Raw genomic sequence first — 23,972 nt, forward strand, 5'->3', positions numbered from 1 at the left:
TCCCTCCATCATGTCGTTGTGAATTTCTTTATTGCCATTCAGCTATTAGACGATTGGCATTTTTTATAAGAAGATGATTGGCATTTTCCGATAACTGCTTTTCTTCTTTATATTGATCGAGCAAAAGCTTAAAGCTAGTCATATGCTTGACCACTTTGGCTGCTTTCTCTTGTTCTTCAAAATGAGCCACTGCTGTTAAATGTTGCTTTAACGTATAAGGAACTTGATCATCTGCAAATTCCCCTTTCTCTGCCAATTGCTCAACTAAACGTTTTATACTGGAAGCACTTGCCACAGGTTCTTGAATCGAGCTGACAATGAGTTGTGGCTTGTTCTCATCTCCTTCCCTTGAGGTAAAAGAAACATCGTTTTTCTGTGTATTTGGCCCCGGGTTCATGGCAAGGAAGGAGATAATCTCACCTACTTCATTTACCTTAAAATACTCTGTCAAATCAAATTCGTACCATTCCTCTGCCTTTGTAACGGTAACACTAGATAGAAGTTCTGACTCCTCAGGAGCGTTATTCCATGTGATGCCGGACTCCTCCCATTGATGATCCGTTGCATAAAGGTTGATTGTCCTCTCTGGGTCACTATTGACGCCGTTTGCATATAATCTCAAAACAACAGATTCAAGCTTATCACGCTCGATCTGACCCACATCGAATTTCAAATATGATTTGCGTCCATAACCAGATACATCACTTTTGACAACTAATGAAGGAGCGCTTCCAAAATTTGTATTTGCAGACCCTCCACTTTGTACATAAGCATCTGCAAATGGAATATGAAACCCTTCCATTTCTTCAACTTTTACCGATAATTGTGCTCTTATATTGGAATCTCTAATGCTTTCTGCTGTTATAATCGCGGTCCCCTCTGATACTGCCGATACATATCCATTATCATTTACCGTAGCAATGGAGGGATCACTGCTTGACCATTTGATTTCTTTTATCCACGTATTTTCTGGTAATACTTGTGCGTGAACCGCCACACCTAAGTTTTTAGAGTTAAGATGTAATTCGTCCTGATCAAGAACAATTTCAGCAGGTAAAATCTCTTCAGGAAGCTCTCCAGCATTTTCATCAATTTTTAATTTCAGCGTATGTGTTTTCCCTATTGAACCAGATACATTTACTTCCACTTCCGTATACGTTTCCTGATCCGACACCTTGATCGTATCATCTTGACTGATAACCTCTCGACTAACTTTGCCTAGATCCAGTTTGATTTTACTTTGGGTTTGTGTCGGATCTGATACCGATAAGGTTAATTCATCTCCCGTTTCCTGTACTATGACCGAAGCAAGCCCGTATGAACGGATAAAATCAACATTATGTGGAGTAGATTCGAAAAAGTTTGCTGCCAAAATACCTAGTTTGTCTTTTTTTACTGCATGCGCTTTTACACTGTTTTCAAGAATCGTAATATCCGCGTTTTTCGCATATTGCTTTGTTTCTTCTGAACTTTTTCCCGGAAGTAAGACATACTCATAATCAGCTCCATCAGGATTCACTCCATGATCAAAAGCTAGACTTAGATAATGTCGCGTTATCGGATCTTTGGAACCATCAACATTAATATCAGACCAAGAACCAGTTCTCGCCTCACGTAAAGCGGAAACTGTGGAATTTTCAGGAAAGAAATAACCAATGTCTGAATTGGCTACATTCCCTTGTAAATGAGCCCACTTGACTTGATCCATTGTTTCCTGCCATCCAGATTTTTTTGATTTTGTTTCTCCATTTACAATCAAGCGATTCTCACCATTATCCTGCAACTGTCGATTTTCAATAATCGTTTCTGCCTTTCGGTCATCATTTCCCGTAATCCCTGAACCTACTGCAATAATTTCATCATCAAACATAAACCAGGATTTTTTACCTGTTAGCGTGCTATTCTCAAGATCAAACTCCATTCCCGCAGCTCCAAATACCCCATCCATGTTGGAACCGCCCACCCATGTCTTTGAGCTAAAATAAGGTGACCATGATTCAAGTGGACTTCCCTTTGCTCCGTCTGTCGTTGTTCCAGCGAGACGAAACATGTCAACTGTTGGCCAATAATCATTACTGTATTGTTTAAGATCGTTATTATACAAATAGGTCATTCCGTAACCCGTATGCCAACCTTTTGTATTTTCAGCTCCACTATGTGTCCCCATCTCCATACTGGAAATCCGTTTAGACGACATACTTACCCCAAAGGCAAATTCCGGTCTGTGATGAACAACCCGATCCATTGCTGCAAATATCTGATTCTGCGAAATTTCGCCGCGTGGTTCGATACTGCCATCGTTCATGAGGTTTTTAGCAAGGATGACATCATAAATATTAAGACCTTCGAAATAGTCACTAAAGGTTGTATCCGCTTGAATCCATTCCTTCGCCATGCCTTTTATTTCCATGGCTTGCTCAGGTGGAAGACCTTCCGATAAACGAAGGAGACTTAGCGTAATCGTCCGCCCTGTCGTATGATCGCTGGAATTTTGCCTGGAAATAGCCCGTCCCCTTACCATATCCATCATCGCCCCTTTATACATTAAAGGTACAAAGGAATCCTTTGCCCAATGATAGACATTACTAGCATTCGGATCGGTGACTTCCCATGGGGTTTCTCGTAAAAGGTACAATAGATTAGAAAGTCCATCTACTAATACAGAGCCATAGCTTCCTGTATAGGGGACATGATCATGTTGAATAAAGGAACCATCCTGATAAAACCCATCACCACTTGTTGTATACTTAAATTCTCGACTTAGCGCATCGCGAGCTTCAGCAATCTTATCAGCATTTTTTCCAACGATTCCTCTAACACTTACAATCAGCGCTTTATCCGTCCGATTCGCTCCTGTTTCTATCACTCCTGGAAAACGAACCCGATCAGTGGAATTCGGTACAAAATTGTCAATCGCCTTGATATAGTCCGCCTGTTGCGATTCAGTCAGATCGTCATACATCAAGACCAACAAATCCTTCAGTGCTGCAGGAGCGCCAATTTCCCAGTTCCACCAGTTTCCATATTGCGGCTGGTTTTCGTTGTAGAGGTTCGCATACATCCAATCTAACCCATTGATAATATCCTCACGAAGTTCCTTATTTTGATATAGTTCAGAACCTTTCATGACATAAGCGTAGGCCATGTCCCTTAAACGATAATAATTGTTTGAGACATCAGCTGAATCACTCGTACTTGTTAGATCATTCCACAGGTGATCACGATCTTTGGAACGATTCAGCGTGTCCCAATAGCCTGTTTGCTGAGCGTTTGTCACTTTTAAAACTAAATTCTCAACATATGCAGCTATATGTGGATCATCCGGATTAAACTGATCATTTCCCGTCAAACGATTAAACCATTTCAATCGCATTTTCTCATAGCTTTGCGTTTCTGCCTCTTCTCCTTCAGCAGCATGGATTTTGTCCATTGGCAAAAACATACTTATAACCAACCCCACAGTCAGAATAAAGATAAATGCTTTTCTCAAATTCAGCACCCCATATCCCTATTTTTCAAAAGTAAAATGGAACTCCCTGTGATAGAATCAGTTTGCTATCACAGGGTTCCAATTTAAAACCTTACCTCCATTTTTGAATTAAAGACTCGGAGTTGGACTTCAAAAGATCGTAAGCATGGCCAGAAAGCAAATTATTTTCCTGCTGCTTATCAAGTAATTGTATAAAGCTTTCCATATGCTTTACCACTTTTTTACCTTTCTCTTGATCTTCAAATTGATTCACAGCTGTTAAATGTAGATTTAAAGAGTGAGGAGCATCGGCATTTGAAAAATCTCCGGATTTCTCTAATTCTCTCACCAGTTCTTTTATATTTTTAGCACTCACTACGGGATCAGATTCTTGATCCAATTTAACTAGCAGTTCAGGGCTGTTTCCCTCTCCTTCTCTTGATGTAAAAGCAACATCATTCTTCTGTGAATGAGGTCCAGGATTCATAATAAGAAAAGAAGCGGTTTCACTTAATTCATTTGACTTAAAGTACTCTGTCAAATCAAATTCGTACCATTCTCCTTCTTCCGTAACACTGGTACTAGCTAATAGTTCCGAGCCTTCAGGTGCGTTATTCCACGTGATGGATGACTCATTCCATTGATGATCCGTAATATAGACGTCGATTGTTCTTTCTGGTTCACTATTGACAGATTCCGCATAGAGCCTTAGTACAACAGATTCAACATGATCATGATCGATCTGACCCGTGTTGAATTTCAGATATGATCTTCGTGCAAATCCGGCTATATCACTTTTGACCGATAACAAAGGATCACTGCCAAAATTGGTATTAGCTGAACCTCCATCTTTGACATACGCATCAGCAATCGGGATGTTAAGCCCCTCCATATCTTCAACTGTTACCGTTATTTCCGCACTAATATTAGGATCCCTTACACTTTCCGCCGTTATGACTGCAGATCCTTCGGATATAGCCGAAACATATCCATTGCTGCTTACTGTTGCAATAGTTGAATCACTGCTTGTCCATTTGATGTCTTTCACCGCGTTTTCAGGCAATACTTTCGCTTGAACTGTTGCTCCTAAATCAGTTCGATTAAGGTGCAATTCATCGAGATCAAGAATGATTTCAGTAGGTGCAACCTCTCCCGGATTCCAAGTTCTCAATGTCCAAATATCGATCTCTGGTTCAGGCAGATTCATTTCCCCTACTCTTTGCTCCGCAACATCAGAATGACCAATTACCCATCTATCGAAAAACGCAAGCAGATTGCGACCAGAATATTTTGATGCTGCTACGACAAATTCATCAATTTTCTCTTGATTCGTATTTGGTAATTGGTCGTCAGCCATTTCACGATAATGAGTGTGTAAATCTGTAAACAGATCCCAGCCAAAAGCAAGCTGAAGTTGGCTAAATAAAACGAGTTGTTCATAGTGGCCATTATCGCCGTATTTCTTACCAGGATTTTCACTGTTTAAATAATCAAATGCGCGTTCAAAATAGTCCTTCCCGTCCGTTTTGGTAAGCAGCTCAGACGGGTTTCCGAATTGTTCCTGTATATATAATGAATAGATATTGGTAAGAACTTCATTGGCATCTCCAAACAGCCATGGTCTTTGCTCATATTCATGACCCAACTCATGCCAGAATCCCCAAGCTTTCGTTGTAAGATAGTCAACATCGACCAATTGTTCTGCAAGATTGTCTGTTAACATAATCGGATAACCCGCATGCATGGCTCCACCTTTAATTTGCCGGTCTGTTACATAATAATAAGGAAGTCGATGGGCCTTATTCGGCATCGCTTTATCAGGAGATAGACCAGCCAACTCATCATAATGTAAAACAATTGAATCCCAAGTCTTCATTAATTCTTCGGGATTTTCCAAATCCTCTATCACTTTCGAGGGGACCACTAGATTAATACGATCCGATTTTAATTCCGCAAATGGTGTAGACAAAGTCTTTTGCATCTGGTCCCATTCTTCCTTCGTTGTTTTCCCTAATTCATAATAAGGTGCTTGGATAGCACCGCTTATTTTTACTTTTACTTGTGTATCTTCTTTCGGTTTCATTGGGATCAGATAGATCATGCCACCGTATGGACTATTGACCCGGTTAATACCTTGATCAAGTTTTTTATGATGAACTACAAGTGGAGCTCGTTTCCATTCACCAAGGCCACTGAGATCATCATCATGTGAGCCAATTTGAACCGTTAGATTTTCCGTACCAGAAGGAACTTCTAACTCAACTACCTTTCCAGGGGCTGCATACAATCCAGTACTTATCCAATTTTTGTTTGGTAAGGCCCGAGTATACATTGTGTCTGGGAAATCAAAGTCAACCTCGATTTCCCTTCCATTAATAACCTTCGCATCCTCTGCGACTTTACCAGGAAAATCATCGGCGTAAAGCGACTTTGTATTATCTTCATCAAGCGTAAAATGACTAAATTGGAAATTGTACAAAGCATTTTTGTATGGATTCTCTTGCCTTTTCATCGGAAATGCTGCCGGCTCCAGTTCTTCCGATTCTTGGGCCGCCCACGTATACAGATCTGATTCAGAAGACAGGCTTTCTAATGCTTCAATCACCACATCTGACAATAATTTCTGTTTCTGATTATCATCTGCATCAGCTTCTCCTATTTCGATCTCATCAAGCGCGATGCTGCCATTTTCTAATGCTTGTGCTTCATGAAGTCGGTTGAGCAAGTGGTGATTATAAGCCTCTTCCTCTGTCATGACTGTAGGCGTATTATAAGCAGATACTCCTGAATTTAATAAAGATAGACCCACTTGGTTCAGTAATTTTTGAACAGCAAAATGTTCGCCTAATCTTGCTCCCCTATAATTTCCAACAAGTAATCTTCTTTCAAGCAGAGTATCTCTCGTGATCCCTACTAAAGAACTTCCATTTTCAACTACGACGGCCGCTCCCCCATTTTCAATATATTGATTTAGAGTAGAGATATCCTCATCCATCATGGAACCATCAATAAGGGCAACCGTCTCATTCTCGGGATCCAAACTTGCTGAAGTCCAATTATCTACCTTTATTACCTCTATCGGCAGAGCTGAGTTCACTGAAAAATTAGTTAAATTTGTTACTAACCTAATCTTCTTATCTCCTGAACGAAGAGCCTCCTCATAGCGATTTGTGTAACCCTCTCCACCTCCATTGTTCGCGCTCCCTTCATCCGTTAGCCACAATAGAATATTTCGAGCAAAAATTCCGTTGTCATTTTCATGAGGCTGGGATAGATCAAAATACTGGTTACTTCCAGTAACAGCTACACGACCTTTACCATAGCGGGCGGCCGCAACCGCTGAAATAGCTTCTGGTGATAAAACTGGGAAAGATTCTGTTCCAATCGCTGCCACCCCACCACCTGAATAAACGGGCATTCCTTGTAAATCCTGATAAAACATCGCTAAATCCCCTTGTAGATTTTCTGTTAGTTTGATAGGAGAATCCGGTGTAGAATCTACCTTTTTTGTTACATGCTCCCGCTTTTCTGCACTGACGGAAAATGCAACAGAACTGATTATTAGGAAAACAAGACAAACTTGTGTAATTCTTTTTACAACCATTCCTCTTCTCCTTTTCAATAACTTTTTATTCAGAAAATCCTCATCTCAAGACTACGGGACTTCATAGAACTTTTAAGTGTGAGATGAAGCACCGCTGATAGAAGTCTCAAGTTATTGCCATTTCTTAATCAAGGAATTCGCATTGCTTTTTAAAATATTATAAGCATAGTCGGGAATAACTTCTTTTTCCTTTTGGTCATCTAATACCTGCTTAAAGCCATCCATATGTTTGACTACCTTTTCTGACTCACCCTTGTCTTCGAAATGCTCCACAGATTTCAGATGAACGAATAATGGATGGTACACTCTTTCAGGCAAGTTTGCTTGATAGGAATCAAGTATGTCCAGAAGGAGTGAGGCCGAAGCATCCTCAACATTTGATTCTCGTAATTCCCAAATCGCTACTTCAGGATCCGGTAAATCCAAGGCATCTACTTTTGCTTGCCCATTATCCGTAATACTCCAACCCCATTTTTGAAAAAGGGAAACTAAGTTGTAACCTGATTGCTTCGATGTCATATAAAGAAGCAGATCTTTCTTCTCCTGATCTGTTGATGGCAGTTCCTTTTCGTCCATTTCACGATAAGCAATATGCAGATCTGTATAGAAATCCCAGCCAAAGGCAAGCTGAAGTTGTTTAAAGAAAACAAGTTGATCCATCAGTTCAAGATCTGTGTATTTTTTAGTTGTGGAAGGATCGGCAACAAATTCCAAGGCACGATCGTAATGGGATTTCCCATCCTCACTTTTCTCAATCAATCTTTGTACATCGGTAAACTTCTCTTGAATATAAAGGGTATAAATATTAACAGAAACTTCAGTAAGGTCTCCCCATTTCCAGGAATTTTGTTGATACTCATGACCCATTTCATGCCAGAAGCCCCATCCCCGTTCCAAGGCTAGCTCAGGGTCCACTACGTGAGCGGCGGCTGGATCAATCGGAATCATAATTGGATATCCAGCATGCATATATCCAGCACTGATTTGTACATCTGCAACATAACGATGCGGCCTGTCCAATCCTTTATGTGGTAACGGCAATGCTGGATCAATCCCAACAAATTCATCATAACTCGCCGTTACTTGATCCCAATGCTCAATTATTTCTGCAGGGTTTTCTAATTCCAGCAGCGTTTCTTTAGGTAATGTAAAAATTACGTGTTCGCCAATTATTTCTCCCCATGGAGCTGGATTATTCTTGACTGTACGATGCCATTCCTCATTTGTCGTTTCCCCCTTAACAAAGGTTGGAGTGGAAACACCTCCGCTAATTTCGATTGGGGCTGTAAATCCTGACTTGGCCGTTTTCGGAATGAGATAAATTAATCCACCGTAAGGACTTTTAATCTGATTTTCCCCTGGCTCAAGCTTCTGCTGCAAAGCAACGACTGGCATCCGGCTCCATGTTGGTTTTCCAGTTAAAACATCGGTATGTGAACCAACTTGGACATACAAATCTTCGACTCCTTCCGGCACGTCAATCGTGATGATTTCCCCAGCTGGGGCATAGAGCTCTGTACTCATCCAAGTTCCTGGTGGATAGCCCATCCGTAAATAACTTAAATCAGCATAATCAAAATCAACGACAACTTCTTTATTATCAATCATATCTGCATCTTGAGGTACGGCTCCAGGGAAGTGATTAGCATAAGGTGATTTTTCCCCATTAACATCCAAAGAAGCAGCACTGACCTGATAGGCCAATAGCGAACTAGAATAGGGATAATCACTTTTTACAAATGGCCATGTGACCTCAAATTCTGTTAAGTCATTTTTCATCTGTTCAAGAAGAGGATGTTCCTCTATCAAACTACCAATTGTTGCACTCACAACTTGAGCAATAATTTCCTTCTTTTTATCGGGGCTTGCTTCATCCGAACCAATATTAAGAGTGCTAGGATCCATGGTTCCCTCTTCAATCGCCTTTGCATTCTCAATCAGAGTTGGGACAAAATAATTTTGGATTTTTTCTATTTTCATTTTTGGATAAGTCTCTGTCTTAGTGGTTGCAATAATATTTGTGAGAGAAAGACCTACTTCATTTAGAAATGTTTGTATGCCATAATCTGTAAGTCTGGGGGTGCTATTTTCCTTTGCCATCCATTCTTTAGGATGCCCTTCCATCACCCAACCCTTTTCGCCAAAGATGACGGCTCCACCTTCCCTAACATAGTGTAGCAAAGCCTGGACTTCTTCGTCCGAGAGAGGCTGATGAAAGTTATTAACGAAGGCAACTTGATGTTCCAACGGATCAAGGTCTACCGATAGAAAATCTGCCACATATTCCATCTGAATGGGTAAATCCTCATTCACGGGTATCTCTCGATTCGTCACAATCTTGATTTCTTCCTCTCCCTTTAAAGCTTGGGCATAGGTTGAATATGTGGGGTTTTCATGCTCAATGTCTGTAACCCATTTCAAAATATTGCTTAATACCTTTGTACTAATCTCATCAGTGGTTGAAAAATCAAAGTATTCACTCAAACCTGCAGCGACTACTTTTCCCTGCCCATATCTTGCCGCTCCAACAAAAGGAACAGAATCTGGATTAACAGCAACAACAAAAGCATTGTTACCGATCGCACTGATTCCACCTGAATGTGAACTCGAATAAACAGGAAAGCCATCCAAACCATCATAAAATATGTCAAGATCCTTTTGGAGCTGTTCTATCTCGATTGCTGATATCGAGCCTTTTTTCGCGGATGTTTGAGTAGAGGCATTCGCATCTAACATCACGAGTGGGGATATACACCCAACTAAACTCCCAGCTAAAATCATGTTCATCCATTTTTTCCTCAAAAAAACCCCTCCAATGATTATAAGAAAAGCGCAAGGCACCCGCTACCTTCGACAAGCAAATGTTCTGAGATAGAGAAAGGCGTTCTTTGCCTTTCATTTGCTCAGGTTATTTGACCTAGAGCCGATGGTGCCTGGAGCTGGACAACAACTGCCCAGCCTTAAATAATTTTCAAGAAAATTTTTATAATTTATTATCCTATAAAAATAAACATGATGTCATAACCAGAGAAGCAATAATGTTGATTCACTTTGACTCACATGATGTTGTGATGTCATGACCAGGTAAAATAAAATCCTTACACACTCCTCCTTTCCATTATTATAAAACGCTTACATAGAATATATTTTAATATTTGTATGATTGCAATCCCATTAGGGGAAAACAGGAGTAAATAACTATGAATACTAATGCTTTTATGCAAAATGACCTAAAGGCTATTTGCTTCTACTTTCATCAAATAGCCTTCAGTGTAATCTATCTTGCCTTTGCTTTTGTGCCACGAAGTTTCTCCAACATATCAGCTGTCGTGATCTCCAAATTATATTCCGCAGAGAAACCCCATTCTTCACGTGCTGCGGAATCATCAACAGAGTTCGGCCAACTCTCAGCAATCGCTTGCCGCATTGGATCTACTTTATAATCCAGCACAAAGGCGGGAATATGCTTACGAATCTCTTCCGCAATTTCCTCTGGTTCAAGGCTCATTGCCGCGATATTATAGGCATTACGATGTTTTAATTTTTCGGGATTCGCCTCCATTAGCTGGACAACACCTTGGAGAGCATCAGGCATATACATCATATCCATATAGGTACCTTTTGCAATAAATGACTCGTATCTCCCTCTCTCAATGGCCGCATGATAAATATCCACTGCATAATCAGTTGTGCCGCCCCCAGGAGGTGCCATAAAGGAGATAAGTCCAGGAAAACGGACACCTCGTGTATCCACTCCATACTTCGTATGATAATAATCACATAATAGTTCTCCCGCCACTTTGTTCATTCCATACATTGTTCCAGGGCGCTGAATGGTAACCTGTGGAGTCTGTTCCTTTGGAGTCGAGGAACCAAAAGCGCCAATAGAGCTTGGTGTAAATAATTGAATACCAAGTTCTCTTGCTATTTCAAGCGCATTTAGTAAGCCATTCATATTTAAATGCCATGCGGCAAGTGGCTTCTGTTCCGCAACAGCCGATAGCATAGCCGCTAGATGGATGATAGCATCTACTTTTTCGCGTTTTGCTATTTGCAACATTTTTTCTCCGTCGGTAACATCTAAGATCGCAAATGGTCCTGAGTTTGTCACGATATTTGTTTCATTGTAGCGGATATCGGTCGCAATCACGTTATTTTTTCCATAAAGATTTCTTAAGAAAAAGACTAACTCTGTTCCTATTTGGCCAAGTGCCCCTGTGACTAATATTTTTTTCATTGCAAACTTCCCCCTGAGCGAGTTCGTTTAGATGATGCCCATTTCCTTTCCAACCTGCTTATAAATCGCAATTGCCTGATCAAGCATTTCCTTTGTGTGAGCTGCTGTTGGCATATTTCGAACACGACCTGTTCCTTTTGGAACGGTAGGAAAAACAATCGATTTCGCATATACCCCTTCTTCGAAAAGTCTTTTACTGAATTGCTGAGTCCTTTTTTCATCCCCGATCACACAAGGAGTAATAGGTGTTTCGCTATGCCCAATATCAAAGCCTAAATCCTTCAGTCCCTTTTTCAGGTAATCGCCGTTTGCCCACAGCCGTTCATTTAACTCTTTGCTATCCATTAATACCTCAATCGCCTTTGTAGCAGCAACAGCATCTGCAGGGGTAACAGCTGTAGAAAACAAGAAAGGACGTGAACGAACCTTTAACCAATCAATCAATTCTTTTTTTCCAGCTACATAGCCGCCGACCACCCCAATCGCTTTTGAAAGTGTACCCATTTGAAAATCGACCTGTTCTTGTAAGCCAAAATGCTTAACAGTTCCAGCTCCAGCGCCAAGTACACCTGATCCATGGGCATCATCAACATAGGTAATAAGATCATATTCTTCCGCAATCTTCACAATCTCTGGTAGTTTGGCAATATCTCCGTCCATAGAAAAGACCCCGTCTGTAATAACCATGATCTTATTATATTGACCAGATTCCTTTGCTTCCCTTGCCTTTTGACGTAAATCGTCCATATCTGAATGGTTGACTCGAATAATTTTTGCCTTTGATAAGCGGCATCCATCAATAATGGAAGCGTGATTTAATTCATCAGATAATATCGCATCATGCTTATCCATTACTGCTGAAATCGCTGCCATATTACAGTTAAATCCAGATTGATACGCAATCGTTGCTTCTGTTCCTTTAAATGCAGCTAATCTTTCCTCCAGCTTCGTATGAATCATTAAAGTTCCATTAATGGTCCGAACAGCCCCTGCGCCAACACCCCACTCTTTAATCGCTTCAATTGCTGCTTCCTTTAAACGTTCATCTGTAGCAAGCCCTAAATAGTTATTAGAGGACAAATTGATTAACTTTTTACCATTAAGTTGGATTATCGGTCCATTCGGACTCTCAACAACATCGATTTCGTTATAGAGACCTTGTTCATGCAATTCTTCCAAATTCTTTGTTAAAAATTGATTTAGGTTCTGACTCGTCATGCCAATCCCTCCTATTGTTCATTTTTCATTTCTCTTCCACCCTACTAAAAATACATGTGTACTCTCCAAAAACACAATTAACACTAATGAATATTGTCTTATACACATAATATACCACTTAAATAAAAAATGTCCATACATAAAGGACATGTTCAGCAAAAAAAAGAAGGATCAAAAATCTCCTTCGTTCAATAAACTAACTGTCTATTTTTATATTTATTGTTGAGCTTTTGCATCTTTTATTCGATTTTCCGTTTCTTCCTGAAGTTCTCGTAAAAAGGTATTGACATCTTTATCTGATATTAAAAACTCATTCAATTGTTCGCTTAAAACCGTCTTCGCAATTTCTTCATATTTAGACCGGCCATCTGGCGCTGGGGGTGCAGGATATTTATATAGGGATTCCATGTTTTGGTCTGCTAATAAAGGATTACGAAGATCTTCAGACATCGAGAAAAATTGTTCATCCGTATAGACTGATTCCTCTGGATAACGTATCTTATGGGCCACCTGTTCATCGCTTAATAAAAATTCGATCACTTTAAAAGCCTGTTCTTTGTGTTCACTTGCTGAAGTAACTCCTACCCAATAACCGTCTGAAAATGCGGATACATCGCCTTGTTCCTTCCATTTGGGAAATGTGACAATATCCCAATTCATTCCCTGTTCCTGTGCTTCGAGTAGTCCTGTCCAATCTAGTCCAAGGAAATACATTGGAACCATGGCTAATGTTTGTTCTGCAATAAATTGATCAATCGCATCATCCCCATGAAGTGGATCCCCTTCTTGGAATTCATTTACTTTTTTATAAGTCTCCAAAATATCTTTTATTTCCGGAATGGTGCTGAATTGGGGTTCATCTGTATCAGGATTCACTAATGTAATACCTAAAGGCGGAAATAAATAGCGATCCGCCGACGGCATCACCATTCCAGTATAATAAGTACCATTTCTTTCTCCTGTTACTTTAGCAGCAAGCTCAATTATCTCATCATAAGTCATATCATCAGTTGGATAATCGACACTGAATAAATCAAAAATATCTTTATTATAGTGCAAGGCAGCCTTATTGTGCATATAAGGAATTCCCCACAGTTCCTCTTTACTCTCTGAAAAAGCGCGGATTTGATCAAGGAAATTTTGATCAAAACGCTCAATATTTTCAAAACCGTATTTTTCGATCAACTCCGTCATATCATACGCAAGCTCAACATCCTTTATAACAGGAATGTAACGAAAATCAGGTCCCATTACAATATCAGGAATATTATTGCTCGCAAATTCCTCTTCAAAACTACTTTTATAAGGCATAATTGGGATAAGTTCCAATGTCACATTTGGAAATGCTTCCTCAACAGGCTCTTTAATAGCCTCGTTGAACACCTCTTCTCCCCGCCAATCATTGATTTTTAAGGTAATCGGTTGATCCATATCAATTTCAGGAACTTCTTCCGCCTCTGTATCATTATTCGTATTTGGTTCAGATGCATCCGCAGATCCATTCCCTTCTTTACTGCAAGCTGTACCGAAAAACAATATGAATAAAAGACTGACCATCCAAAGTTTTTTTATCCGAAAAATTTTTATCCACACGACAAATGATGCCCCCTTTTTAATAAATGGATATTATTCATCTTCTGACCTAATAGATCAGTGCCCTACAGCAAACTTCTTTCACACCAACGGAACATTCCATTTCATATATAATGAAAATGCTAAATGCTTAGGAATACCAAAATTCAAAATACAAATGACCTCTTATGCTAGCACTTTCCCTCACTGAATTAAGACTGAAACAATAAAAAGGTTAAATTTAAAGAAGTCCAATCCTCTTTTCTACTTAACATGATGTCACTACCACATAAGCTATATAGGTAGTTTATTTCTCTGCCATTGCGCTTTTAATTTTCCCTTCCGACTCTTCAACTAATTCTCTTAGAACTGTAACAACATCAACTTTATCTTCCCTAATTTTTCTTTCCGCTTCGTCAATATCAACATAATCATCCCAATTACTCTGTCTACCTTCATACTGAGCTGCTTCACCAAAAAAGTATGCTTCGATATTTTTCCCTTCATATGCAGGGACATCCGATCCATAATATTTGAGTACTTCAGGATCTACTAAAGGCGTTTGCAGCATCATTGTTTTAGCCATTCCAATTTGAATTTCGGAATCTAAATAGGTTGTCAACACTTGAAAGGCTTCTTCTTTATACTCACTATAATTGGCAATGACCATTGGCCATGCATTTTTAGCAGGTGTTGTATTTGGTTGATCTTCCCATACTGGGACTGGTGCTAAATCAATGCTTTTAATTACCTCTGGATCTGGATTTCCCCATCCCCAGGCAAAGTAGTTGTTTGTTCCGATATACATCGCCGCTGTCCTTTCTTCAACAAATGGGTTGTCAGATAGATTAGGACTATCTATCTCAGGAATGTTGTAATAGGCTTCCAGTAAATCAAAGTATTTCTTAAACTCCGGGCCATTTTCTACTAAAACTTCTCCTGTATCTGGGTCAGTACTTCGTGCAGCTAGTTCACCCAGTGCACCTGAAGGCCCCTCTTGAAGACCAATATATTGATCGCCACCCAATTCTCCAGTCATTTCTTTCGTTAATTCCAACAGCTCACCCCAGGTCATCGGAACATCAGGGTCTGGATATTCCTTTCCAAATTTATCGAAAACATCTTTATTGTAGTAAAGTCCGTAAAATGACGTTCCATCAGGAAAACCCACCATTCTGCCTTCATCATCCAATGAACGCATAAAAGAAACTAACGAGGGATCGAGAACACTCAAGTCAAAATTTTGTTGTTCAATTAAATCATCGAGGGGATATCCAATGTCGAGCTCTTTGATGGGTGGATAATCACCAATAATAATGTCAGGACTTTGCTTTTTCGAAAATAACTCTTGTAAAGATTCTGCTGAATTTCCATAAGGAACGTACTCAAGTTTAATATTTTCCAACTTTTTATCAACTTCGTCGAATCTTCCATCAAAGTATTCTTCACTTAATGGTATCGCTACTCTTATGGTTACTTCCTCAACTTTTTCAGCATCACCCTTGTCGTCACCTTTTGTGCTTGTACTTGTAACTCTCTTTGTATCATTCGAACATGCCGTAAATATCAATAATAAACTAATTACAGTGACAAACAAGAAGCTATAATTTTTCTTCCTCATTGTTCTATCCCCCATACATCACCAGTTTATTTTTATAGCTTGATATAACGATAATGATCGGTCATGCTTCTTTTAAAGACTTCCCTTTATCCTTTAAGGGGTCCTATTTCTTATATTTATCCAAATATCTAAATGAAGTCATCCATTTTAAAGTTATTCTGAACATAAATAGCTTCCTACTAAACATGACGTCATGACCAGTTGGTTAGCCTTTTCCTCTATACCCTTCCTTAAAATAAGAACTCAATAGCATTTTCTCAAATTAAATATTTTGTGAGCGCTTCCTAAAATTCACAAAAACAACTGATCAAAGGTTGATGCCAATACTGCAACAATAATATCTGGACCATCGGCAACCGAAACGATTCTTGCAGTCCTGTACTTGTACTATTTGTAGAAATGAAAGCCAATTTCTTTTTTTGATTCCTTTCTGTTCACCACTTGTACTGCTGAGAAACGCCACATATTTAGTTAGGAACGAGATGATTTGTGACCAAGAAATAAACACAATAATAAATCTTATGTTTCAACTAAAGGATGAAACCTTCTGCTTACTAGTTTTCTCACAGCAATTTAGAATTACAATTATTTAATTAAACTTAACATGATATCATTACCACATAATTCATAAATTCTTCCATTGAATCCCCCCTTTTTTGTAGAGTGGTTTCCTTAACAACCTCTCATCCATTTTATACAGCGCTTACATTTTAAAAATACTGAAAACTCGTCTGCCATTACACTATAACCGCTCCTTTTCATTTATGTCAATAGGTAAAAATGAAAAGGAGCGGTTATGGTGTTTAGCTAAATAGGCAATTAGAACGTTTCTGCCACCTTCGACCTTTTTTGATAATGTAGGGTTATAGACCAATAAATAAAGGTGATGAATAATAACAGACTGGTTATCCAATACAGCCATTTAATTCCAATAAAATCCAACACGATAAAACTAATTAATGGGCCTAAAGCAGAACCAAGATCAACAACCAATGTATAGTGAGTCATCATTTTAACGGAAGCTGGGCCGTTCGCTGCGTCTGCTGCGAGAGAATCACTTGTTGTAATAAAAATAGTTGCTACTAATTGAAAAGCAAAGATTAGGATTAAAAAAAGCGGGAACGGCATTGATAACGGGATAAATACAAAAAGGATTGCGCCTAGGATATAAGCGAATAAAAGCATAGGTATGCGCCCCATTTTTCCGTCTGACAATCTTCCAATTAAAGGAGCAGTAAAGGGATCTGTTCCCAATTTAACGGATTGGACAATTCCGGCAACTGCTGCTGCTCCTAAAGAAAAGCCTAAAATGATAAAGTTCTGATTCATTTGATATTCCATTAGCTTGCTAATCGTTGAAAAGAATATGCCGTAAACAATCAAAGCGACTAGCAACCCATTAAATAATATTTTTAGTTGCTGTTTATTTTTTAAGATCGACACTTTTCCATCTGTGGGACGTTTGGTATCTACTTCACTTAAACTATTTGGAACAAATCGAACGGCAAAGGGGAGAGTCAAGACGCCCAGTATAGCAAAAATTGTCGTAATCCATTTGATACCAATCAAGTCGGCGAATAGACCACCAATCAACATGCCAATAAGTGTCCCCAATCCCCAAAGTCCGTTGTAAAGACCGATTAATTGTCCCCTCGTTTGTCGATTGCTTGAGGAAAGAACGGTCAAATAGCCGCCTAAACGGAGTAAAGACCAAGAAATCCCCCAAAGGATTCGCATAATTAGTAAAAGCCAAAAACCTTTAAGAGTCCCATATGAATAGGTTGATATAATCGCTAGAACTACTGCGATCAGTACCCCAGTCCTTTTGCTAATTCTTTGGTAACACCAGCCCACAACGGAATTAATCGGTATCCGAATAATCCGATTAATAGATAAAATAATTCCTACCTGCCATAATGCGGTTAACCCAAAAAACTCCCAATAAATGGGCATAACAATTAACAGCATTTCATTTCCAAGAATACTGATCGCCGTAATGATTGCGATAATAATGACAGGACTCTTATTCACGGCTTTTTCATGCATAGTTGGTTTATCTCTCCCCAGATTGAATGAATACAGAGTATTTTAACGGTTAGCTCTGGATTGCACAAGCTATTTTAAAAAAAGGGAGGCTCTTCTTAGCAATCAAGAGTGATCGCTTTCGTCATACCCCTAATAACAAAGCAACTAGTGGAGGGTATAATACACCTCCACTAAAAGTCTAACGTTATTTACTTTCCTCTAATAGCTCGTTAATAGCAGGACTCTTTGTAATTTCCATAACCTTGCCACCTGAGCGAATTGATTCCGTTGCCGCGCAGCCTACCGCCACACTCATTCTTCCTGCAACAGGAGAGGTTAATGGTTGTTGATCGTGTAAAACTAAATTGATGAAGTCTTTGGTAATTTTCGGGTCTGCCCCGCCATGACTGCCTTGCTCTTTTTTAATGTCATAAGTCTGGTCACTAAGTTCATTCCAAGAATTTGACTTTCTTGTTTTCACATAGACTTTTCCTTCTAATTCGGAATTTTCCATTCTCCCTTTTGTGCCAATAAAGACATAGTTTCGTTGATAATCAGGAGTAAAATGACACTGTAAATACGAAGCTTTAATGCCGCCTTCTAACTCCATGATTAACATATTATTATCTTCTACATCGATTTCTTCACGGAAAGCACATTCCGTCAATGTATGGGGACTATATTCTGTGCAAGTGTCCTTGATATCACATTCTGGACAGGTAAGAGTATTCGGCTTATCTCCCCCAAAGAAATCAAGGCTTCCGAATGCTGAAACTCTTTTGGTATATTTTCCTGTAATCCAATGAATGACATCCAAATCATGAGAGCCCTTTTGCAAGAGCAGGGAGGTTGTATTTCGGCTCAAACCGTGCCAATCATGATAATAGAAGTAACCGCCAAACCCAACAAAATGACGTACCCACACCGCTTTAATATCACCGATAACCCCGGAGTCGACAATCCCCTTCATTGTTTGAAACATGCTCATATAACGCATATTAAAGCCAACCATCAAATGTTTTCCTGTTTCATTCGCTGTTTCAATAATCCGGTCACAGCCTTCCACTGTAATCGCCAGCGGCTTTTCACAATACACATGCTTGCCTGCTTTCAAGGCAGCGACAGCATGCTCTTCATGTAAGAAGTCAGGCGATAAAACGGCGACAGCATCAATATCCTCTTGCTTAAGTAATTCACGGTAGTCCGTCGTTACAAATGCATCCGGATTAATTTCTTGCTTGAACTTTTCCAATCTCTCTTCTGACACATCAGCTGCTGCTACAACAATTGACTCTCCATTAGGGTTGTGCCAATTTTTGGCAATTCCACTTCTTAACCCCGCTCCAATGATTCCCATTCTTACCTGTTTCAAACCTTTCACTCCCCTTTTTTTAAAAAACTGCACTTAAAACTATATTGAAAACTTCCTGCTTGGAAGCAGTTCACAAATATATTACGCCCAGATAAGTAGCCGCCACTGCTTAGCTTCCATTTTCCACTCGATTTAAGGCTTTTCCAATTGCTTGATTCACTTCTTCACGTAAATCAAATAGATAGCTAGACTCTTGTGGATATTTTTTAAAACTAATTTCACCTTGCTTCTCTATTTTACGAAGAACTTCTTCTTTTCCTTCTAATTCTGCAAGCCAGTTAAACGCCCGTAAATCCTGCAAAGCTTGATAAAATACTCTTAAACGAATTGAAGGATACGCCTCCCCATTTTCTCCCGGGTATACAAGAAAGGCATCACCTGAAGGAAATCCCTTTCCCGCATCCGTCACTTCATAAGGATTAATGGCCTTTTTAGAAAATTGACTATTATAGAAGTTATATCCCCATTGCAAAAATCCTTCGATATCATATTTAAATAATTGTGTCGCGATAACACGATTTCGTGCAGATGGCATGGCCATAAATCGGTTACTTACATCGATATTTTGCGAACAACAATAATACGTCCAGAGTCCTGGAACCTGATGCTCTATAAAGGGCTCGATATGATTAGAGGCGACAACGGGCCTAGCCACAACGCCTTGTTCATAAAATTGATAATTACTAAGGGCATCGAGCACATGAAAATCTTTTAAATATGGTGTGACGATCTCTTTAGCCTTTGCGTACATGGATAGATGGGCTTCTCCCGGCTCATCTGAAATATGAAAATAGACTTTATCCTGTTGCCAATTTTCTTTCAAAAATGCTGTTAATTCTGGTAAAAAGGCGTGGAGGAACTCCCGATATTCTTCACTATCAGCTTTTACATGCCAACCAAATTTTTTCGTTAAAGTTCCATCTTCCTTTACTACAATCTTTGGTGTAAATTCAGCTCCCCATTGTGTAAAGAGATGGGCGATTTCCAGATACTCAATTTGATGGCGATCACATATTTCTATCCATCTTTTTAATAAAGAAAAGTCAAATGTATATGTTCCATTTTCATACTCCATTTGTACTAATTGAATCGTTGTTCTTTCTCCCCCTACTTCTGTATCTAACGGAGGTGTAAAGATAGGAGTTAGGATCATATTGGTACCATTTTCTCCAGCAGTTTGAATAAACTTCTCGATCGCTTCCCAATGCTTCTCGGAGAAAACGTCAACCTGATAATAATCAGCCAAGCAGTCCGCATGAAACCACTCCGTGTGGATCAACGTTTGCTTAGGAAGTTCATAAGGATGAACGAGAATATCCACCTCTGCTTCATAAAGCAAGTCAGTACCGTCGAGCACTTTGAGCTTGATTGATTGATTTCCCGAAGTTTGTTGTTCAGGCTGAATATCAACCCATATTGCATTCCAGCCATCCGTCTCTAAGTCTATTTGATTGTCTGTAATTGGCTCTAGCAGGTCAGGATATAACCCTGGTTCTATTGATAAATAATTGTCATCATGTCGATCCGGATAGGCTGGTAGTTCAGAAGGTACCTTTTTCACCTGACTAAGCGTTATATCCACTCCGCCAGCTTCTACTTGGAGTTGAACCACCTTGGCTTCTGCATCCTCATATTGGTAGGCCATCTGAAAAGAATATTGCTCCCTTTGGAAAAGGCTGATTCTTTTTTTCTCCCACACCCGTGGTTGTTTTTTTGGAAAGACCTTTTCCAATGAATCTGTCAATTGAAATTGCAACATCTGTTTTTTCCCCCTATACTTGAACTTATTTTGTTCCCTGGCATCTATTTACTCACCCTACTTTAATCAAGTAATGGCTTACATATTTCATAAAGGAAAAAGATTTTACGCTTTTTCCTCTTGAATAATTTGGATTTTTCCCATTAATTCTTGCACAATATGAGGCTGGATGGTTCCAGTTCCTTGCTCCATCGCATTGGCTGTACCACATGCACAAGCCCATTTCAGACACTCTTCAAGTGAATATTTTTTCTGTAATGCATAAGCCATTCCAGCCACCATGCTATCACCGGAACCAACAGCGTTAACAGCCTGGACAGTCGGAATCTCAGCCCTTAGGAAAAGATCTTTGCCTACTAGAAAGGCCCCTTCCTTCCCAAGTGATACAAGGACATACTGTACACCTTGGGTACATATTTTTTTAGCCGCAGCGACCATCTCATTCACCGTTAAATCTGCTTTATTCATATATTTACAGAGTTCTTCTTTATTTGGCTTAATCAGAAATGGTCTCCCCTCAATTCCTTTTGTGAGAGCATCCCCACTTGTATCTAATAAAACAGGGATGTTTGCCGTATGGGACCATTCACATATTGCCTGATAATAAGAAGCTGGAATACCAGAGGCCAGGCTTCCCGAAGCAATGATCATCCCCGCTTCACTCATTAGCTCTTTTAAAACTTCCTCAAATTCTTCCTGTTCCTCTTCTGACACAATTGGGCCCTTTTCCATTAACTCTGTTTGTGTCCCCGATTCTTCATCTAGTATCGCAAGACAAGTTCTTGTCTCACCTTTTATTTCGATAAAAGTATGATCAAGCTCTTCTTGTCCAAGCTGATCAACAATCCACTCTCCACTACCTCCGCCTAAAAATCCAGTACAAACAGGGCTTTCACCTAATTTCTTTAAGACACGAGAGACATTGAGGCCCTTGCCACCTGCTGTTTTACTTCCAGGCTCTACACGGTGACCATGACCAGTTTGGAAATGGTTCACCTTATAGGCGATATCGACTGCCGGGTTTAAGGTGACCGTCACAATCATGGTCTTCCCCTACGCCTTCTGTGCACTTTGGCACATTCGAATTTTACTTTCAACCACTTTTTTAAGATCAGCAATGGCTTTGCTAAAATATTTGCGTGGATCATTTTCAGTGGTATGAGCGGATAAATAGTTTCTTAATCCAGCAACGTAGGCGTTCTTTAATTCTGTCGCGACATTCACTTTGCAAATGCCCAAACCAATCGTTTCATGAACCAAGGCGTCCGGAATGCCAGAAGCGCCATGAAGAACAAGTGGAATATCTACTACCTCACGAATTTCTCCCAAACGCTCCAAGTCTAATTTAGGTTCACCCTTATATAAACCATGTGCAGTTCCAATCGCCACTGCCAAAGTATCAATACCCGTGCGCTCAACAAATTCCTGCGCTTGGCCCGGATTTGTATAGATTGCATCCTTCTCGTCTACACTCATATCATCTTCGATTCCACTTAAGCGACCAAGCTCTGCTTCAACAAGTACTCCCTTTGGTTGAGCATAATCAACAATCTCTTTGACAATAGCAATGTTCTCTTCAAAGGGATGATGACTTGCATCAATCATCACAGATCCTACACCCATATCAATCATTCTCTTAATATCATCTACATTTTCATGATGGTCTAAATGAAGCTCAAACGGAATGCTATACTTCTTTCTCGCTGCTTCCATTATGCCAATCAAAAATTCCTCTCCCACATATTTAACCGTTCCAGGTGTCGCGGCCAAAAGGACTGGGGATTGCATTTCCTGAGCCGTTTCTAAAACAGCCTTTGTAATCTCCAAATTATGGACATTGAAAGCAGGGACGGCATATTTCCCTTCTTGAGCTCGTTGAAAAAGATTCATTGTTGATTTCACCATCTTAGTTTTCCCCCTCAAAAGGATAAATTTGAACACCTTGGACAACCCGACTAATCACACCTGTTGGGGACGGATTATCTGGTGAGATGCCACTATGAAGTGATGTTTCATAAGCGAATAACTGAGCGAAAATTACATACGGGAATGCAAGAGCAATATCTTCTTTACCGGCTAGAGGAATTGTGATTTGGTAATCGCTATATTCTTCCACTTCAGCATCTTGGTTCCCAGAAATAACGACAAGCTTTCCTCTTTCTTCCATCGAATAGATTTCTTTCAAAATATCAAGGTCATATTTTCTTGTATAAGGATGGTTAGATACATAAACAACCACCATTGTACCAGAACTTAAAATCGACTTGGGGCCATGACGAAAACCTAAGGATGTATCAAACATCGTCGGGAAGCGTCCTCCAGTTAACTCTAAAAACTTCAATGCTGACTCCCTTGATAATCCTTCGAATACACCTGAACCAAGATAAACAATTCGAGAAAACTCTGTTTCTAGCAATCTCGGAATAAGGTCGGCACATTCCTGTAGCATTTCTTTTCCTGCAGAAGAAACAGCCAATATCGTCTCTGCAAAACTCGTTTTATCTTCACTGAATAAGTATAAAGCTGTCAAAACCATTGTGGAATAACTGCTTGTCATCGCTAATCCCTTATCATTCGATTCTTCAGGAAGAATAAGAACAAGTTGGCGATCTTCCCCTTGTTTCCTTTTCGCGAGTGCTCCATCTTGATTACACGTAATCGTAATCTCATAGAACTCATCGACAAGCCTTTCTGCTAATTCCACTGCAGCCACACTCTCTGGACTGTTGCCCGAACGAGCAAAAGAAACCATAATGGTTGGAATCTCTTTATCTAAAAATAAATACGGATTGGCAGTTAAATTCGTTGTGGAAATAGCCTCAGACTCCCACCCCTTATTTCTGATCGCTCTTCTGACATATGGATAAATAGTTTCCCCAATAAAGGCGCTAGTCCCTGCACCTGTAAAAATAACACGTGCATGTGAATGCTTTTTTTCAATGGCATGGAGAAATTGCTCCATTTTCTCCTTTTCCTCAGACAATTGCTTGACTGTTTTTACCCATAGCTCTGGCTGCTGTTCAATTTCCCTTCTCGTGTGGGGTATTTCTTTAGAATAATTACTCAATTCATATCCTTCCTCTCATGTAATGTTG

General features: G+C 39.7%; 13 protein-coding genes. All 13 read right to left on the reverse strand.

Going from position 1 to position 23,972, the window contains the following annotated elements; translation table 11 throughout:
- Positions 1-28: 28 nt before the first annotated feature.
- The 13 genes from KI375_RS01515 to KI375_RS01575 all read right to left on the reverse strand — a co-directional run bounded on the left by KI375_RS01515 (position 29) and on the right by KI375_RS01575 (position 23,944).
- Complete coding sequence (locus tag KI375_RS01515) at positions 29-3,490, reverse strand: polysaccharide lyase family 8 super-sandwich domain-containing protein (protein ID WP_212971777.1); 3,462 nt, start codon at positions 3,488-3,490, stop codon at positions 29-31.
- 91 nt (positions 3,491-3,581) lie between these two features.
- A complete protein-coding gene (locus KI375_RS01520; protein WP_212971778.1) occupies positions 3,582-7,073 on the reverse strand; it encodes a M60 family metallopeptidase in 3,492 nt (1,163 codons plus the stop codon).
- Between the two features lie 111 nt (positions 7,074-7,184).
- Positions 7,185-9,875, reverse strand: coding sequence for a M60 family metallopeptidase (locus tag KI375_RS01525; RefSeq protein WP_212971779.1), 2,691 nt, complete (start codon positions 9,873-9,875; stop codon positions 7,185-7,187).
- A gap of 475 nt (positions 9,876-10,350) precedes the next feature.
- Positions 10,351-11,310, reverse strand: coding sequence for an L-threonine 3-dehydrogenase (locus KI375_RS01530; RefSeq protein WP_212971780.1), 960 nt, complete (start codon positions 11,308-11,310; stop codon positions 10,351-10,353).
- Between the two features lie 27 nt (positions 11,311-11,337).
- Complete coding sequence (locus KI375_RS01535; protein ID WP_212971781.1) at positions 11,338-12,528, reverse strand: glycine C-acetyltransferase; 1,191 nt, start codon at positions 12,526-12,528, stop codon at positions 11,338-11,340.
- Between the two features lie 216 nt (positions 12,529-12,744).
- Positions 12,745-14,121, reverse strand: a complete 1,377-nt coding sequence (locus KI375_RS01540; protein ID WP_212971782.1) for an ABC transporter substrate-binding protein — start codon at positions 14,119-14,121, stop codon at positions 12,745-12,747.
- A 286-nt stretch (positions 14,122-14,407) separates the two neighbouring features.
- On the reverse strand, positions 14,408-15,721 hold the full coding sequence (locus tag KI375_RS01545; RefSeq protein ID WP_212971783.1) for an ABC transporter substrate-binding protein: 1,314 nt from the start codon (positions 15,719-15,721) through the stop codon (positions 14,408-14,410).
- A gap of 819 nt (positions 15,722-16,540) precedes the next feature.
- Complete coding sequence (locus tag KI375_RS01550; protein ID WP_212971784.1) at positions 16,541-17,767, reverse strand: MFS transporter; 1,227 nt, start codon at positions 17,765-17,767, stop codon at positions 16,541-16,543.
- A gap of 184 nt (positions 17,768-17,951) precedes the next feature.
- Positions 17,952-19,118 (reverse strand): Gfo/Idh/MocA family protein, encoded by a 1,167-nt coding sequence (locus tag KI375_RS01555; protein WP_212971785.1) that lies wholly within the window; start codon positions 19,116-19,118, stop codon positions 17,952-17,954.
- A gap of 109 nt (positions 19,119-19,227) precedes the next feature.
- Entirely contained in the window at positions 19,228-20,877 is a 1,650-nt protein-coding gene (locus tag KI375_RS01560) for a DUF4091 domain-containing protein (protein WP_212971786.1), read from the reverse strand.
- A gap of 105 nt (positions 20,878-20,982) precedes the next feature.
- The gene (pfkB, locus tag KI375_RS01565) at positions 20,983-21,921 is read right to left on the reverse strand and encodes a 1-phosphofructokinase (protein WP_212971787.1); all 939 of its coding nucleotides are present in this window, start codon (positions 21,919-21,921) and stop codon (positions 20,983-20,985) included.
- Positions 21,922-21,930: 9 nt separating this feature from the next.
- The gene (gatY, locus tag KI375_RS01570; protein WP_212971788.1) at positions 21,931-22,782 is read right to left on the reverse strand and encodes a tagatose-bisphosphate aldolase subunit GatY; all 852 of its coding nucleotides are present in this window, start codon (positions 22,780-22,782) and stop codon (positions 21,931-21,933) included.
- 1 nt (position 22,783) lies between these two features.
- Positions 22,784-23,944 carry an SIS domain-containing protein gene (locus KI375_RS01575; protein WP_212971789.1) on the reverse strand — a complete coding sequence of 387 codons (1,161 nt, stop codon included), beginning with the start codon at positions 23,942-23,944 and terminating at the stop codon, positions 22,784-22,786.
- Positions 23,945-23,972 lie beyond the last annotated feature (28 nt).

This window comes from Bacillus sp. J14TS2 (assembly GCF_018333015.1).
GTDB lineage: Bacteria > Bacillota > Bacilli > Bacillales > Bacillaceae_C > Lederbergia.

Excerpts from the sequence above, each read along its gene's own strand:
- KI375_RS01520 (WP_212971778.1), bottom strand. The coding sequence starts at position 7,073 with ATGGTTGTAAAAAGAATTACACAAGTTTGTCTTGTTTTCCTAATAATC.
- KI375_RS01530 (WP_212971780.1), bottom strand. The coding sequence starts at position 11,310 with ATGAAAAAAATATTAGTCACAGGGGCACTTGGCCAAATAGGAACAGAG.
- KI375_RS01535 (WP_212971781.1), bottom strand. The coding sequence starts at position 12,528 with ATGACGAGTCAGAACCTAAATCAATTTTTAACAAAGAATTTGGAAGAA.
- KI375_RS01545 (WP_212971783.1), bottom strand. The coding sequence starts at position 15,721 with ATGAGGAAGAAAAATTATAGCTTCTTGTTTGTCACTGTAATTAGTTTA.
- KI375_RS01550 (WP_212971784.1), bottom strand. The coding sequence starts at position 17,767 with ATGCATGAAAAAGCCGTGAATAAGAGTCCTGTCATTATTATCGCAATC.
- KI375_RS01560 (WP_212971786.1), bottom strand. The coding sequence starts at position 20,877 with ATGTTGCAATTTCAATTGACAGATTCATTGGAAAAGGTCTTTCCAAAA.
- pfkB (WP_212971787.1), bottom strand. The coding sequence starts at position 21,921 with ATGATTGTGACGGTCACCTTAAACCCGGCAGTCGATATCGCCTATAAG.
- gatY (WP_212971788.1), bottom strand. The coding sequence starts at position 22,782 with ATGGTGAAATCAACAATGAATCTTTTTCAACGAGCTCAAGAAGGGAAA.